Source organism: Brevundimonas sp. LF-1 (genome assembly GCF_037055305.1).
Classification (GTDB): domain Bacteria; phylum Pseudomonadota; class Alphaproteobacteria; order Caulobacterales; family Caulobacteraceae; genus Brevundimonas; species Brevundimonas sanguinis.
The window spans coordinates 227,340-241,976 of the sequence record NZ_CP146349.1 but is presented as its reverse complement, the minus strand read 5'-3'; the positions used below and the strand labels follow the sequence as shown (position 1 = coordinate 241,976).

The 14,637-nt window shown below is 67.4% G+C and carries 18 protein-coding genes, 1 other RNA gene and 4 pseudogenes; 10 read left to right on the top strand and 13 right to left on the bottom strand.

All coding sequences use genetic code 11. From position 1 onward, the window contains the following. The first annotated feature begins 123 nt into the window (after positions 1–123). The 6 genes and pseudogenes from V8F63_RS01310 to V8F63_RS01285 all read left to right on the top strand — a co-directional run bounded on the left by V8F63_RS01310 (position 124) and on the right by V8F63_RS01285 (position 2,723). A complete protein-coding gene (locus V8F63_RS01310) occupies positions 124–393 on the top strand; it encodes a hypothetical protein (protein ID WP_227157756.1) in 270 nt (89 codons plus the stop codon). Beyond that, a complete protein-coding gene (locus V8F63_RS01305) occupies positions 393–734 on the top strand; it encodes a cell division protein ZapA (RefSeq protein WP_025977852.1) in 342 nt (113 codons plus the stop codon). Before V8F63_RS01310 ends, V8F63_RS01305 begins: the two co-directional genes overlap by 1 nt. 216 nt (positions 735–950) lie before the next feature. After that, positions 951–1,111: non-coding RNA, 6S RNA (ssrS, locus tag V8F63_RS01300), on the top strand. 390 nt (positions 1,112–1,501) lie between these two features. After that, positions 1,502–1,693, top strand: a pseudogene (locus tag V8F63_RS01295) (5-formyltetrahydrofolate cyclo-ligase); the annotation flags it as partial. A gap of 83 nt (positions 1,694–1,776) precedes the next feature. Continuing rightward, complete coding sequence (locus V8F63_RS01290) at positions 1,777–1,905, top strand: hypothetical protein (protein WP_392354290.1); 129 nt, start codon at positions 1,777–1,779, stop codon at positions 1,903–1,905. Next, entirely contained in the window at positions 1,902–2,723 is an 822-nt protein-coding gene (locus V8F63_RS01285; protein ID WP_134581505.1) for a TIGR00282 family metallophosphoesterase, read from the top strand. Before V8F63_RS01290 ends, V8F63_RS01285 begins: the two co-directional genes overlap by 4 nt. Before the next feature lie 6 nt (positions 2,724–2,729). On the opposite strand, the gene V8F63_RS01280 is transcribed toward V8F63_RS01285, so the two are convergent. From V8F63_RS01280 to V8F63_RS01265, 4 genes and pseudogenes are all read right to left on the bottom strand, one after another. Beyond that, positions 2,730–3,794 carry a glycosyltransferase family 4 protein gene (locus tag V8F63_RS01280; protein ID WP_244093208.1) on the bottom strand — a complete coding sequence of 355 codons (1,065 nt, stop codon included), beginning with the start codon at positions 3,792–3,794 and terminating at the stop codon, positions 2,730–2,732. 16 nt (positions 3,795–3,810) lie between these two features. Further along, positions 3,811–4,185, bottom strand: a complete 375-nt coding sequence (locus V8F63_RS01275; protein ID WP_392354289.1) for an indole-3-glycerol-phosphate synthase — start codon at positions 4,183–4,185, stop codon at positions 3,811–3,813. Then, a pseudogene (purL, locus tag V8F63_RS01270) lies at positions 4,185–6,427 on the bottom strand (phosphoribosylformylglycinamidine synthase subunit PurL). Before purL ends, V8F63_RS01275 begins: the two are co-directional and overlap by 1 nt. A gap of 4 nt (positions 6,428–6,431) precedes the next feature. Continuing rightward, complete coding sequence (locus V8F63_RS01265; protein WP_253120638.1) at positions 6,432–7,226, bottom strand: hypothetical protein; 795 nt, start codon at positions 7,224–7,226, stop codon at positions 6,432–6,434. Between the two features lie 121 nt (positions 7,227–7,347). On the opposite strand from V8F63_RS01265, the gene V8F63_RS01260 reads away from it, so the two are divergent. Continuing rightward, on the top strand, positions 7,348–7,587 hold the full coding sequence (locus V8F63_RS01260; RefSeq protein WP_227157761.1) for a hypothetical protein: 240 nt from the start codon (positions 7,348–7,350) through the stop codon (positions 7,585–7,587). On the opposite strand, the gene purQ is transcribed toward V8F63_RS01260, so the two are convergent. From purQ to V8F63_RS01230, 6 genes and pseudogenes are all read right to left on the bottom strand, one after another. Then, positions 7,584–8,246, bottom strand: coding sequence for a phosphoribosylformylglycinamidine synthase subunit PurQ (gene purQ / locus V8F63_RS01255; RefSeq protein WP_134581502.1), 663 nt, complete (start codon positions 8,244–8,246; stop codon positions 7,584–7,586). The two genes, V8F63_RS01260 and purQ, sit on opposite strands and share 4 nt — an antisense overlap. Before the next feature lie 104 nt (positions 8,247–8,350). Then, positions 8,351–9,526, bottom strand: coding sequence for an IPTL-CTERM sorting domain-containing protein (locus V8F63_RS01250; protein WP_392354288.1), 1,176 nt, complete (start codon positions 9,524–9,526; stop codon positions 8,351–8,353). A gap of 10 nt (positions 9,527–9,536) precedes the next feature. Then, positions 9,537–9,743: a hypothetical protein gene (locus V8F63_RS01245; protein WP_392354287.1), complete on the bottom strand. Its 207-nt coding sequence runs from the start codon at positions 9,741–9,743 to the stop codon at positions 9,537–9,539. A 66-nt stretch (positions 9,744–9,809) separates the two neighbouring features. Continuing rightward, positions 9,810–10,040, bottom strand: a complete 231-nt coding sequence (locus tag V8F63_RS01240; protein ID WP_392354286.1) for a hypothetical protein — start codon at positions 10,038–10,040, stop codon at positions 9,810–9,812. Between the two features lie 170 nt (positions 10,041–10,210). After that, positions 10,211–10,692, bottom strand: a pseudogene (locus tag V8F63_RS01235) (YbhB/YbcL family Raf kinase inhibitor-like protein). Between the two features lie 152 nt (positions 10,693–10,844). Then, on the bottom strand, positions 10,845–11,027 hold the full coding sequence (locus V8F63_RS01230; protein WP_392355129.1) for a hypothetical protein: 183 nt from the start codon (positions 11,025–11,027) through the stop codon (positions 10,845–10,847). Here V8F63_RS01230 and V8F63_RS01225 point away from each other — a divergent pair. Both V8F63_RS01225 and V8F63_RS01220 read left to right on the top strand, forming a co-directional pair. Next, a pseudogene (locus V8F63_RS01225) lies at positions 10,993–11,586 on the top strand (cyclopropane-fatty-acyl-phospholipid synthase family protein); the annotation flags it as partial. The gene V8F63_RS01230 and the pseudogene V8F63_RS01225 overlap by 35 nt on opposite strands. 71 nt (positions 11,587–11,657) lie before the next feature. After that, positions 11,658–11,984 (top strand): class I SAM-dependent methyltransferase, encoded by a 327-nt coding sequence (locus tag V8F63_RS01220; protein ID WP_392354285.1) that lies wholly within the window; start codon positions 11,658–11,660, stop codon positions 11,982–11,984. 184 nt (positions 11,985–12,168) lie between these two features. Here the strand turns inward: V8F63_RS01220 and purS are convergent, their stop codons facing one another. Both purS and purC read right to left on the bottom strand, forming a co-directional pair. Further along, complete coding sequence (gene purS / locus V8F63_RS01215) at positions 12,169–12,408, bottom strand: phosphoribosylformylglycinamidine synthase subunit PurS (RefSeq protein WP_025977839.1); 240 nt, start codon at positions 12,406–12,408, stop codon at positions 12,169–12,171. Continuing rightward, positions 12,408–13,166, bottom strand: coding sequence for a phosphoribosylaminoimidazolesuccinocarboxamide synthase (gene purC, locus V8F63_RS01210; RefSeq protein ID WP_119413497.1), 759 nt, complete (start codon positions 13,164–13,166; stop codon positions 12,408–12,410). Before purC ends, purS begins: the two co-directional genes overlap by 1 nt. 261 nt (positions 13,167–13,427) lie before the next feature. Between purC and V8F63_RS01205 the strand changes: the two genes are divergently transcribed. After that, positions 13,428–13,751: a DUF1476 domain-containing protein gene (locus V8F63_RS01205; protein WP_025977837.1), complete on the top strand. Its 324-nt coding sequence runs from the start codon at positions 13,428–13,430 to the stop codon at positions 13,749–13,751. 147 nt (positions 13,752–13,898) lie between these two features. On the opposite strand, the gene V8F63_RS01200 is transcribed toward V8F63_RS01205, so the two are convergent. Further along, entirely contained in the window at positions 13,899–14,522 is a 624-nt protein-coding gene (locus V8F63_RS01200; protein ID WP_253120631.1) for a fasciclin domain-containing protein, read from the bottom strand. Between the last annotated feature and the right edge of the window lie 115 nt (positions 14,523–14,637).

Below are 14,637 nucleotides of genomic sequence, written 5' to 3'. Positions count from 1 at the left end.
GAATGCGGCTTGGGCGTCGGTCACGGCGAGACCTTTCCTCAGGAACAGGATAAAGCGGGGGCGGCGCCGCTTTACCCCGGCGCGCCGGCAGGTTCTACACGGAATCTGGAAGAAAGGACCCCCATGGACGCGGTTACGGCTGCAAAGGCGCGGATCGATCGAGCGCTGGCCGATCTGGAACGCAAGGTGTTGGAGCTGAAGGCGAGGCCCGCCTCGGCCCCGCCCATCCCCGACGACGACCTGTTCGCGCCGCGTCCTTCGAACGCGGCCGACGTGGCGCGCATCGCCGAGCTTGAAGACGTCGGCCAGGAAACGGCTCAGGCTCTTGCCCGCGCGGCCGACGCCGTTCGCGAGGTGCTGGCGCAGCAGGCCGGGCAAGAGGAGACGAACTGATGGCGACAGTGACGGTAGAGGTCTACGGCCGCCCCTATGCGGTGGGATGCGCCGACGGTCAGGAGGCGCGGGTGCGCGATCTGGCGGCCCAGTTCAATGATCGGGTGCAGGGCGTGGCTGATCAGGTGGGGCAGGTCGGCGACGTTCGCCTGTTCCTGATGGCCGCCCTGATGCTGTCGGACGAGCTTGCAGAGGCGAAGCGTCAGGCGGCGGTTCAGAACTCGGGCCGGGCCAAGGCGGCCGCTGCGGCCGTCGCGGCGCCCGCTGCGAACAGTGAAGGCGTGGCCGAGGCGTTGAACGCCGTGGCCGCAAAGATCGAGAAGATCGTCCAGACGATATAGGACGCCGACGCCTCTCCCTCCCCGTCCCGGGGAGGGTGGCTGAGGCCGGCAGGCCGAAGCCGGGTGGGGGCGGCGAGGCTATTCAGGCGCTGAGAGCCTGTCACCAAGCCCTCCCCACCCGGTCGCTGCGCGACCACCCTCCCCATGACGGGGAGGGAAAAGGCGCGCTTCGCCATTGTTGAAATCCGCCCGAACGCCTATCTTGGCTGACGGCGGGTCCTGCTGCGGCTCACGTCGAAGACAACATATCCTTCTGACCTTAATTCACTCATAGGGATCTGTCCCTGTCCGGGCTCGAGGGCCTGGGCATACGGAGCCCACCTGGCTACCCAGGTCGAGAGGATTTAAACGTTCTTCACGGCTCACGCGGCGCCGCCAACCCTCTTTTAGTGCGTTATGCTCGCGACGCGGTCGCTCGCGGCTTGAGCGCTACTGTGCGCTATCGCCGCGCGGCGGCTCGCTGGCTGAGCGCTTCTCCTCCCCATTTCATGGGGAGGTGGATCGGCGGCGAAGCCGACGAGACGGAGGGGCCGTTTCCGCGGGCGCGACTGCCCCTCCACCGCTAGGCGGTCCCCCTCCCAACAAAGTGGGGAGGAAAGACGACGCACGACCGTGTAGAGAAGCCCGATGACCCCCAAGCATGAACTTCGCGCCGCCATGCGCGCCCTGCGCAAGCGTCTGGCCGAGGCCGACGCCGAGGCGGCCGAGCGCGCGGGGGCCATGCCAACGCCCTGCCGCCCGGCGAAACGGTCGCCCTCTACCGCGCGATGGGGTCGGAACTGGATGCGGACGCCCTCGCCAATGTCCTGCACCTGTCCGGCCGCCGCCTATGTCTGCCGGTGGTGCTGGAGCGCGACGCGGCCATGATCTTCCGCGCGTGGGCGCCGGGCGAGCCGCTGGAGCTGGACGCCGCCGGATGCCCGGCGCCTCTGCCGCTCGCTGACGGCGTGACGCCGGACCTGATCCTGACGCCCCTGCTGGCCTTCGATGCTCACGGCGGTCGGCTGGGGCAGGGGGCGGCTATTACGACCGGACCTTTGCGGTGTTGCCTGCCGCCCGGCGCATCGGCTTCGCCTATGCGGGGCAGCAGGTCGAACCGCTTGATCTGGAACCGCATGACATCCGCCTGCATGGCGTTTTGACCGAGACCGGCTATAGAGCCTTCCCATGAGATTGGCGTTTTTCGGTGACGTGGTCGGCAAGTCCGGGCGCGATGGGCTTTCGGACCACCTGCCGGGGCTGAGGCGCGACCTCAAGCTCGACTTCGTGGTGGTCAACGCCGAGAACGCGGCGGGCGGTTTCGGCATCACCGAGAACACCGCCAACGACATCTTCAACGCCGGGGCCGACGTCCTGACTCTGGGCAACCACAGCTGGGATCAGCGCGAGGCCCTGACCTATATCGTGCGCGAGCCGCGCCTGATCCGTCCGGCCAACTATCCGCGCCTGATGGACGCGCCGGGGCGCGGCGCCGACGTCTTCGTCACCGCTGACGGCCGCCGGGTGCTGGTCATCAACGTGCTGGGCCGCGTCCACATGGACCCGATGGACGACCCCTTCAGCGCGGTGGAGCGCGAGTTGGAGGCTGCGCCGCTGGGCGTCGTCGCCGACGCCGTCATCGTCGACATGCACGCCGAGGCGACCAGCGAGAAGATGGGCATGGGCCACTTCTGCGACGGCCGCGCCAGCCTGGTGGTCGGCACCCACACCCACGTTCCGACGGCGGACGCCCAGATCCTGCCCGGCGGCACGGCCTATCAGACCGACGCCGGCGGTTGTTGCGACTACGACTCCGTCATCGGCAACGACAAGGAAGAGCCGCTGCGCCGCTTCACCACCCGTCTGTCGGGCGGCCGCTATGTCCCCGCCAGCGGCCCGGCCACCGTCTGCGGCGTCTTCGTCGAGACGGATGACCGCACCGGCCTGGCTGTGCGCGTCGAGCCGATCCGCGTCGGCGGCCGCCTCAGCCAGGCGATCCCGCAGGTCTGACGACGCCTAAGCGCGTTTGGCCTGCACTAACTGCTGGCGCAGGGCGGCCAGCTGTCGGGCGCGGTGTTCAGGGGCGTGGGTTTCGCTCACATAGGCCTGGGCCGCGCGGGCCAGGGCCAGACGCCGTTCGGGCGCGACAATCAGGCTCTCGATGGCCTGGCTCAGGCCTCGCGGCGTCAGATCATCCACATAGACGGCGTGCGGGCCGCTGGCCTCGCGCAGGCCGCCGCGCCCGGATGAGACCAGCGCCGCGCCGGCCGCATGGGCCTCCAGCGCGGTCAGGCCCAGAGGCTCGGCCCAGACTGAGGGCGTCAGGGCGATGGCCGCGCGCTGCATCTCGGCGCGCACCTGCGCCAGCGGCGCCGACTTCAGCACCCGGACGCGCTCGCCGAACCGCTCTAGCGGCGCAAGGTGAGGCGCGGCCCACGCTGCGTGTTTGTCCCAGTCGTTCAGCATCAGCACGGCGCGCCAGTCAGAATGGCGCTCCAGCAGGGCGGGCAGGGCGGCGCAGATCAGGTCCACGCCCTTTTCCGGCATGGCGCGACCGGCGAAGGCGATCGCCGGCTCGCGCTGGTCCGTCGGGCCGCGCCACAGCTCCACGTCGATGGGGTTGGGCACAGCGAAGGCCTTGGCCTCCAACCGGGGGAAGTCCTTCAGAAAATCCCGCCGCGCCGCCTCGCTGACGAAGATCAGCCCGTCCATCCGGTCATAGCGCCGCTCATAGCGCCAGCGGTCGATGACATGGCGCGGCGGTTTCACTGCGTTGTGGCGATACAGGGTGATGGCCGCGTTCGGGAAATGCCGGGTCAGGGCGACGGCCTGCTGCGTCTGCTGATGGAACTCAATGACGTCGGGGCGATAGTCGGCCAGCGCCCGACGCAGGGCTTTCAGACGGTTCGCGGCGGGAAGGGTCTGCGTCGGCAGGTCGCCGTGATCCTGGGCGCCTTCGCAGCAGAAGATGCGAACCTCGCCGCTGTCCGCCCGCGCCAGGGTGCGCGCCACCGTCTCCATCGAGTTCGGCTGGTGCAGGTCGAAGCGCGCGCCGACAGGCATGACGACGGCGGTTCTCATGCCCGTGCGTTTCCGGTCAGTCGGGGGCTCTGGCGGCGGCGCGGGCTTCCAGCGCGCGCAGGCTGGCTTCTTCGGCCTTCAGGTCTTCAGTCAGCTGGGCCTTGAGCGCCGGATCGGCGATGGCGGCCAGGGCGGCGCGCGTCTCCTGCACCGCCTGACGACGGGCGGCGATCAGGCGCGACAGTTCGTCCGGCTCATGCAGGGACGGGCCGGAGGCAGTCGCACGACGGCTCGCCTGCGCCTCTTCTTCCTCGGTGGTCTTCACCGCGGCGGCCTGCCGGGCGGCGGCCGCGTCGCGCAGGGCGTGCTGGACCGGGTCGCCGCCCTCGAACTCGCAGGCCGACAGCAGGGCGGCGCCCGCGACGACGAGGATGAGGGCGGCGCTCTTCATCAGCCTTCGATCCAGTTCGGCATCCAGCCTTCGTGGAACTCCCGCACATGGGCGACGGGGATGCGGAAAAGCTCCCCTTCGGTCCCGAGGAGGCGAAGTCCGTTCCCTTGACCTGGCCTACGACCGAGGCGTGCAGCCCGGCGTCCTGCGCCTTGGCGATCAAGGCGTCGGCGTCCGAGACGGCGACCAGATAGCGGGCCTGGTCTTCGCCGAACAGGAAGGCGTGGGCGTGGGCGGCGCTGGAGGCGTTCAGCTCGATCCCGACGTCCGAGGCCAGGGCGATGTCCGCCGCCGCCCCGACCAGACCGCCGTCCGACAGGTCGTGAACCACCGTCAGTTCGCCCGCCTCGATCAGGCCGCGCACGAAGTCGCCGGTCTTGCGTTCCAGCTTCAGATCGACCGGCGGCGGGCGCCGTCCTCGCGGCCCAGAACTTCGCGCAGGTAGATGGAGGCGCCCAGTTCGCCGTTGGTCTGGCCGATCAGGACCAGCACGTCGCCCTCGGCCGCGCCGGCGAAGCCGGTGGTCACGTCGTAGTTGGTCAGCAGGCCCACGGCGCCGACGGTCGGCGTCGGCGGAATGGCGACGCCGTTGGTCTCGTTATACAGGCTGACGTTGCCGCTCACGACGGGGAAGTCGAGCTCGCGGCAGGCCTCGGCCATGCCGTCGGTGGCGCGCACGATCTGGCCCATGATCTCGGGCCGCTGCGGGTTGCCGAAGTTCAGGTTGTCGGTGATGGCGATGGGGCGGCTGCCCACGGCCGTCAGGTTGCGCCAGGCCTCGGCCACGGCCTGTTTGCCGCCTTCATAGGGGTCGGCCTGGACATAGCGCGGGGTGCAGTCCGAGGTGACGGCCAGGCCTTTCTCCGTGCCGTGGACGCGGATCACGCCCGCGTCCGCCCCGGTCGAGGAATCCTGCAGCGTGTCGGCCATGACGTGGCGGTCGTACTGCTCCCAGATCCAGCGCTTGGACGCCATGTCTGGGCAGGCGATGACCTTCAGCACCGCGTCGTTCCAGCTGTCCGGCGCGGGCACTTCGCCCGGATCGAGGCGCGGTTGCAACTCGGGCTGGACCCACGGACGGTCATACAGGGGCGCGTCGTCGAACAGCGGGGCCAGCGGCACGTCGCAGACGATCTCGCCGTGATGCTTCAGCACCAGATGGCCGGTGTCGGTGGTCTTGCCGATGACGGCGAAGTCCAGGCCCCACTTCTGGAAGATGCGGTAGCCGACGTCCTCGAAGCCCGGCTTCAGGACCGCCAGCATGCGCTCCTGGCTTTCCGACAGCATCATCTCATAGGCGGTCATGCCGGTTTCGCGCTGGGGCACCTTGTCGAGGTCCAGCTCGACGCCGACGCCGCCCTTGCCCGCCATCTCGACGGACGAAGAGGTCAGACCCGCCGCGCCCATGTCCTGAATGGCGGCCACGGCCCGAGGCCATCAGCTCCAGCGTAGCTTCGATCAGCAGCTTCTCGGCGAAGGGGTCGCCGACCTGCACCGTCGGGCGTTTAGCGTCCGACTCGTCGTCGAACTCGGCCGAGGACATGGTGGCGCCGTGGATGCCGTCCCGGCCGGTCTTGGAGCCGAAATAGACCACGTCGTGGCCCGCTTCCGGCGCGGCCGAATAATAGATCTCGTCAGCGCGGGCCAGGCCGACGCACATGGCGTTGACCAGGATGTTGCCGTTATAGCCCTTGTGGAAGTTCGTCTCGCCCGCGACCGTCGGCACGCCGACGCAGTTGCCATAGCCGCCGATGCCTGAGACCACGCCCTTGACCAGGCGTTTGGTTTTCTCATGGCCCGGTTCGCCGAAGCGAAGGGCGTTCAGCAGCGCCACCGGGCGCGCGCCCATGGTGAAGACGTCGCGCATGATGCCGCCCACGCCCGTCGCCGCACCCTGATAGGGCTCGATGTAGGACGGGTGGTTGTGGCTCTCCATCTTGAAGATGCAGGCGTCGCCGTCGTCGATGTCGATCACGCCGGCGTTCTCGCCGGGGCCGCAGATGACGCGCGGTCCGGTGACCGGGAACTTCATCAGCTGGTTCTTCGACGACTTATAGGAGCAGTGCTCGGACCACATGACCGAGAAGACGCCCAGCTCGACCTGGTTGGGCTCGCGGCCCAGCCGGTCCAGCAGGACCTGATATTCATTGGGGGCGAGGCCGTACTCTTCGGCCAACTGGGCGATGGTTTTTGGGGCGCGCTCATGGGCGGGCCTTCTAGCCCTCTCCGAGGCGTCTGTCAGCCCGTCACCGGCGTTCGACGCCGCGTCTCAGACCAAAGGTGACAATGACCCCCGCCACCACCAGCACGAAGGCCGCCGCCAGGGCGGTGAAGGCCAGCACCGGCTTGATCTCCTGCTCGGCCACAAAGGCCCCGACCAGACCCCAGGCGATGGGCAGGGGATAGGCCATCGTCCGCAGCGCCCAGGTCACGCCGATCCCGACCAGGGTGGTGACGACGACGGCCGCCACGGCCCAGCCGGTCGGTGACAGGGCGGCGGGCAGGGCCTCGAACGCCGTCGCCACGGTGATCAGGTTCAGCGGCGCCGCGACCGTCAGCCACCCGGCCAGCGCCGCCAGCGGCCAGATCACGAACCAGCGGTCCCGCTCCATCGCCCCGGTCGCCCGAATGGCGCGCGCGCTGGCCAGCATCGGCAGCAGCAGGGCCAGCAGCGCGGCGAAGATGACCAGAACGCTGGCCGCCTTCAGGTTCATCGCCGCCATGACGATCCAGAAGCCGATGCCGAAGAAGGCCACGGCCGACGGCCAGCCCATGCGGTTGATCAGGACGCTCTCGCCTGTCTGCGGCAGGGCCTGACGCCCGGCGTAAACGAGGATTCCCAGATACAGCAGGCTCCAGATCGAGAAGGCGTAGCCGGCCACCCGCAGCGTTTGGTTGCCGTCGGCGGCGAACTCGGCCTGGCTCAGGCCGAAACCGCCCAAAGCCTGCACAACGGGCACGATGACGGCGAAGACGGCGGCGGCCAGGACAGCGAGGCGGCGTGTCCGCTGGGCGGGCGTGGGGCGTTCGATGGCGATCATGCGTCTCTCCGGCTCAGCTTCGCCTTAACTACGCGCCGGGGCCCAGAAGGTTCATCGGGCCACGATGGAACCGCCGCCCGCCTTCCCGCCTTGCTTTCAGGTCATTGAGAAGGAGGTCGTCATGCCTGACCCAAACAAGCCGGAACCCATCGAGCAGACGCTTGAAGAGGAGGTCGAGACCAACCGCGCCCTCGAACAGGGCCTGGGCGTCGGCGCCCGCGAACTGGCCGCCATCCACGAGTCCGGGGCCGAGGGCACCCTGGAGCGCGCGACCGATGAGGACGGCGAACCGGTCGAGGAAGAGGTCGAGGTCGGCGACGCTGGCCGCAGCACCAGCGTCCTGGATCGCAAGGAGCCTTAAACGGCCGCGTAGATGCTCTGGAACAGGGTGGCGCCGTCGGCGCTGCCCAGTTCGGCTTCGAACGCACGGTCCGGGTGAGGCATCATCCCCAGCACGTTGCCGCGCTCGTTCTGCAGGCCGGCGATGTCGGCGACCGAGCCGTTGGGGTTGTCCACGTAGCGGAAGACGACCTGGCCCTCGCCCTCGATGCGTTTCAGCGTCTCTTCGTCGGCGTAGTAGTTCCCGTCGGCGTTGCCCTGGGTCATGACGATTTCGCGCTGGCCCTGATAGCCCGAGGTGAAGCGGGTCTGGCCGTTGGCGACGGTGATGCTGATCGGCTTGCAGATGTATTTCAGGCTGCTGTTGCGCATCAGGGCGCCCGGCAGCATCCCGGCTTCGCACAGGACCTGGAAGCCGTTGCAGATGCCGACCACGGTGACGCCGTCGTCGGCGGCCTTCTTGACCGCCTGCATGATCGGGGCCTGAGCCGCCATCGCGCCGCAGCGCAGATAGTCGCCGTAGGAGAAGCCGCCCGGCAGGACGATCAGGTCGAGGCCCTTGGGCAGTTCGGTCTCGGCGTGCCAGACCATCTGGACCTGTTCGCCAGTGGAACGTTCGACGGCGACCTTGCAGTCGCGATCGCAGTTGGAACCGGGAAAAACAATGACGGCTGCGCTCATGGCCGGGCCTCCTAGCACCCTTCGGCGGGAATGTCAGGCGGGGCCGCAAAATGAAAAGGCCGCCCACGGCGGGGCGGCCTTTCCTGTCAGAGCGAACGCCCGGTTCAGGCTGTCTGACGACGGCGCTGCAGCGTCAGGGCCGCAAAGCTCGCCAGCGCCATGGCGAGCAGGATCATGGCCCACTCCGTCAGGGTCGGGACGGCGGCGGGGGTCGAGGTGGTCGTGGGGCCTACCGCGATGCTGGAAGGATTGACGCCGACCGTGATGGTGTCGACCACGGTGTTCGTGGCCGTATTGACGACCGACACCGTTCCGGGAATCCCGCCGCCATGGGCGCCGTAGTTGGCGACGTAGAGCCGCGATCCGTCGCTGGAAAAAGCCAGCGAGTGAGGGTTCGATCCCACGTTGGTGGCGGCTGTCTCAGCGAGAGTCGTCGTGTCATAGCCGTAGACGACGCCGCTGCTCCCGTAGCTGGCGACATAGACGGAAGTTCCGTTCGGATGCACCGCCGAGGCGTGAGGCGTCAAGCCGGTCGCATATGTGCCCATCACCGTGTGATCGCTCGTTCTGATCTTCGTCACCGTGGGACCTTGAGCGTCGACGACGTAGGCGAAGTTCCCATCCTTGGAGAACGCTACGTGGTAGGCCGCCTTAGATGAGCCGGACGGAATAGACAGTGTTTTAATCACGGCGTTGTCGCTCGTCTGGATGACGGAGACGCTGCTGCTTTTGAAGTTAACCGCGTAAACAAAGGCGTTGTCGGGCGAGACGGCCACGCTGATGGGGCCGTCTTGGACCGTCACAGTGGCGATGACTTTATTGATCGACGTGTCGATGACCGAGACGGTGTCCGAGCCGAAGTTGGCGCTGTAGGCGCGGGCGCCGTTGGGCGATATCGCCACGCTATAGGGCGTGGTTCCGACGGTAATGCTGGTCAATTGGGTGTGGCTGGCGGTGTCGATGACCGAAACAGTGCTGCTGCCGGCGTTTGCGGCGTAGGCGCGAGCGCCATTGGGCGAGATGGCTATGCCCTGGGGGGTGGCCCCGACGGCCACGGTATGGATCGAGTTCCCCTCATTGGGACGAATGATCGAAACCGTGTTGGAGCCGGCGTTGGCGACATACAAGGTCTGAGCAAACGCCGGACCGGCCAACCCCATCGCAACGACGGCGCCGAGAAGCACGCGTCGCACGCGCCCGGCGACTGGCGTAATATTCATGATTGAGCCTTCCCCTCTGTGCAAGAAACGCTGGTTTCTCGCAGTCTGGGGAAAAAGCACTCTTCGCTGCTTATGGCAACGCTTGAGGAGCGGTTATGATCACGATGTTCTGCCGCGCCCGGTCAGCCAGGCGATGAGCCAGACCGCAAACGCGCCCAGCGACAGCGCCGCTCCGACCCAGCTGGTCGAGGGGCAGCCCCAGACCGCCGCCACCGCCGGTCAGCACCGCCACGCCGAAGCGGTCAGCGGCCCAGGCGCCCAGATTGCCCGCCATCATGCCCGGGCCAAACAGTGCGAAGACCCAGAGCGCGCCTCCGGTCCCACGCCCGTCACGCGTTCGTCGTCAACCCGCCAGGCCGGCCTTGATGCGCGGATGAGACACCGACAGGCCCAGGGACTGCGCGGCGTACAGCTCCAGCAGGACGCGATCCTCCTCGTCGCCCAGTCGCAGCCATCGCGCGGCTATGGGCGGCGGCGGGACGGCGCGCGTCGATACGTCGGGCGTCCCCAGGCCGCGCGCCGAGACCGTCTGGGCCAGCCGCACGGACGGCGCCAGGGTGCGGACCTCGTCCACATGCGGGGGCTGCCGACCAGGACGGGCTCCTCGCCGTGATAGAATAAATAGAGAGCGTCGCGTTCCGGCAGGCGCGCCCGCGTCAGGGGGCGCAGGGGCTGGTCCAGCAGCCGCCGCAGCAGGTCGGGCATGGCCGACAGTCGCGCTTGATGCATGTCGGCCGCCGAGCCTTAGCCCCGGTTCTCGTAGGTCGCCGTGATCGACGCCTTGGCCAGGGTGTGGAAATGCAGGTTGAAGCCGAAAACGGCGCCCGAGTTGTCCACGGTCACGTCCAGACGCTCCACGTCGACCGCGAAGACGGTGAAGATATAGCGGTGCGGGCCGTGGCCGGGGGCGGGGCGGCGCCGCCGAAGCCCGCCTCGCCATAATCCGTGCGGCCCTGCACGGCGCCCTTGGGCAGATCGGCGCCGCCCACGGCGCCCGCGCCGGCGGCCAGCTCACGGACGTGTGCGGGGATGTTGGCGACCGTCCAGTGCCAGAAACCCGAGCCGGTGGGGGCGTCGGGGTCGTAACAGGTGACGGCGAAGCTCTTGGTCCCTTCCGGCGCGCCCGACCACGACAGTTGCGGCGAGGTGTTTCCGAACGCCTTGACCTGGGCGTCGGGCAGGACGCCTCCGTCGGAAAAATCGGTCGAAGTGACGGTGAAGCTCATGGCGGCCCTCTCCCTTGGCGGCGGATTCGATCTCTAGGCTAACGGAAGACTCGCCACGGGCGTTGCCGCGCGACATTCTGTCCCCAGCTTAAGTCAAGCTGTCTTGATGAGCGGAGGAACGGGATGCTGCAAGCCCTGTTGGACCGAACCTTTCAGACGCGGGCGATCCGGGTGCGGCTTCCGGACGGTCGAGAGCTGACGGCGGGGCCGGGCGAACCGGAACTCACGGCCGTGTTGGCGGACATGAAGGCGGCGGTCGCCATCGCCGCCAACCCCGACCTGGCCTTGGGCGAGTGCTTCATGGACGGGACGTTCAGCATCGAGGGCGGGAGCATCTATGACTTCCTGCGGCTGACCAGTTCGCAACTAGCCTTGCGGCAGCGCTCGCCGAAACTGAGTTGGCTCCAGCGAATTCGTCGCGGGGCGGAGCAGGCCAACGACCGCCTGCACGCGCGCAGCAACGTCCACCACCACTATGATCTGACAGTCGACTTCTATCGCCTGTTTCTGGACGAGGACCTGCAATACTCCTGCGCCTTCTTCGAAACGCCGGCCGCCACTCTGGAAGAGGCGCAGGCGGCCAAGAAGCGCCGCCTGATCGACAAGCTGTTGCTGGAGCCGGGTCATACCGCCCTGGACATCGGCGCCGGATGGGGCGGGCTGGGCCTGTCGATGGTCGAGCGCGGCGCGCGCGTGACGGGCGTCACCTTGTCCACCGAACAGCACCGCACGGCCAATGAGCGGGCGGCGGCCCTGGGCGTCGCCGATCGCGCCGATTTCCGCCTTCAAGACTATCGCGACCTCGACCAGACCTTCGACCGCATCATCTCGGTCGGCATGTTCGAGCACGTCGGGGCGCCGAACTATCAGGAGTATTTCGCCACCGTCGCCCGCCTGCTGGACGACGACGGGGTGGCGGTGATCCACGCCATCGGCCGCAACTCGCCGCCCAACCGCACCCAGCCGTGGATCGCAAATACATCTTCCCCGGCGGCTATATCCCGGCCCTGTCCGAGGTGCTGCCCGCTATCGAGCAGGCGGGCCTGTGGGTCACGGATATGGAGATCCTGCGCCTGCACTACGCCGAGACGCTGCTGCATTGGCGCGAGCGGTTCCTGGCCCGGCGCGGCGAGGCCCTGGCCATGTATGACGAGCGCTTTTGCCGGATGTGGGAGTTCTACCTGGCCTGCAGCGAAGTCGCCTTCCGCGAACTGGGCCACATGGTGTTCCAGCTGCAGCTGTCCAAGAAGCAGACGGCCGTGCCGCTGAGCCGGGATTATCTGTGCGGGTAGGGGCTTTCCTCCCCATGCAATGGGGAGGTGGACCGCGTAGCGGTGGGAGGGGCTTTACGGCAGCGGAACCAAGCGGCCCCTCCGTCACGTCGGCTGCGCCTTCGCGCCACCTCCCCATTGCATGGGGAGGAAATGAAAAAGGCCGCCCTTTCGGGCGGCCTTGATCGTCTGATCTCTTACCGCCTCAGGCGATTTCGATCCGGTAGCTTTCGATGACCGTGTTGGCCAGCAGGGTGTCGCACATGCGCTTCACCTCGGCCTCTTTGTCGGCGACGGCGTCGTCGAGGTCGAACTCGATCAGCTTGCCGACGCGGGCGTTGGCGACGCCGCTCCAGCCCAGACCCTGCAAAGCGCCTTCGACCGCCTTGCCCTGGACGTCCAGCACGCCGGGCTTGAGGAAGACGTGAACTTTAACCTTGGCCATTAATGCAGCCCTCCCTGAATCACGGTCGGCATGTCTTTCATGATGCCGAGGCGGCGGGCCACCTCGGTGTAGCTTTCGATGACGTCGCCCATGTCGCGGCGGAAGCGGTCCTTGTCCAGCTTCTCGCCCGTGGTCGAATCCCACAGGCGGCACGAGTCGGGGCTGATTTCGTCAGCCAGGATGACGCGGCTGAAGTCGTTCTCCCACACGCGGCCGAACTCGATCTTGAAGTCCACCAGAGTGATGCCGACGGCGCCGAACATGCCGCACAGATAGTCGTTCACCCGCACCGTCATGGCCAGGATGTCGTCCAGTTCCTGGGTAGAGGCCCAGTTGAACGCCGTGATATGCTCTTCGGTCACCATCGGGTCGTTCAGCTCATCCTTCTTGTAGTAGAATTCGATGATCGAACGGGGCAGGGGCGTGCCCTCTTCCTGACCCAGGCGCTGGGCCAGCGAGCCGGCGACGACGTTGCGGCAGACGACTTCCAGCGGAATGATCTCGACTTCGCGGATCAACTGCTCGCGCAGGTTCAGGCGCTTGATGAAGTGGTTGGTCACGCCGATCGAGTTCAGGCGCGACATGATGAATTCGCTGATGCGGTTGTTGATGACGCCCTTGCCCTCAAGCGTCGCCTTCTTCTGGGCGTTGAAGGCGGTCGCGTCGTCCTTGAAGTATTGGATCAGCGTGCCGGGCTCAGGTCCCTCGTACAGGATCTTGGCCTTGCCCTCGTAGAGCTTCTTGCGCTTGGTGTTCATCATCGGGTCCCGAACGGGAAGAAAAACAGATGACCGCAAAACGAAAAACGCGCGGCCCGAAGGTCGGGGCGGCGCGGTCCTGAATCGACGGCGGCTATGACAGAGCCACGCGCCCTTTAGCCGAAGGGCGTCTGTGACACAAATATCCTGAAGCGCCCTTACGTCAGCGTCGCCACGGAAGCCCAGTTGCGTTCGGTCGCGGCGGGGGCCATAGAGCCGTTTGCGGACAAGACTTGGTCCGCGGCTGGAGTTACGACGCGCATGACGACCTTCGACGATCGGGAACAGGCCTTCGAGGCCAAATACGCCCTCGATCAGGAACAGGAATTCAAGGCCATCGCGCGTCGCAACAAGATGCTGGGCCTGTGGGCGGCCGAGAAGATGGGCCTGTCGCCGGAAAGCGCCGAGCAATACGCCGCCGCCGTGGTCCGCGCCGACTTCGAACAGCCGGGTGAGGAAGACGTCTTCCGCAAGGTCGCCGGCGACTTCAAGGGCTCGGGTCTGACCGTCTCCGAGGGCGAGCTGCGCTCCAAGATGGACGAACTGGCCTCGATCGCCCGCGAACAGATCCGCGCCGGCGAATAAGCCGCTGGATCAGCCCGGGGAGCTTGGCGGCTGAGTTCCTGATGGGGACTTCAAAACGGCGGCCTCATCCTCAGAGGCTGACCAAAACATAAGGCCGCTGCCGGCGATCGGCAGCGGCCTTTTGCTTTTGAGCGATGGGCTCGCCGGTTATTTCGGCATCAGCACCGTGTCGATGACATGCACCATGCCGTTGGACTGAGCCATGTCGGCCTGGGTTACCATGGCCTTGCCGCCCTTGGCGTCGGTCAGCTCCCACTTGCCGCCGCCCATGTCCTTGGCCGTCAGCTTCTCGCCCTGAACGGTGGTCAGGGTGGCCGTCCCGCCGTTGGCCTGAGCCTGGGCGGCGAGGTCCGCGGCGGTCAGGCGACCGGGCACGACGTGGTAGGTCAGAATCTTGGTCAGGGCGGCCTTCTGCGCCGGCTGCATCAGACCCTCGCGCGTCGCGGCGGGAATCTTCTCGAAGGCGGCGTTATCGGGGGCGAAGACGGTGAAGGGGCCGGGACCCTGCAGGCGCTCGGCCAGACCGGCGGCCTGGATCGCGCTGACCAGGGTGGTCAGGTTCGGCGCCTTGGAGGCGTTGGCAACCAGATTGTCTGACGGGTTCATCGCTGCGCCGCCGGCCATCGGCTCGGTTGCGGCGGAGGTCATGGGCGGCGGCGCCACCTCGACGGGGGCTGGCTCTTGCTTGGCTTCGTTCTGGCCGCAGGCGGCCAGCGCCAGCAGGGCGAAGCTCGAAACGGCCGCGAGCGCGGCGGTGCGATGGGTCATCATGGCTTCTCTCCTTCGATGAACGGGCGGCGCCCGTGTCGGGAAGGATTACGACTCAGAACCCCAAAAGGATGCGGCGGCGATCAAATTTTCCGGCGCGACACGTGAACGGGCCGCG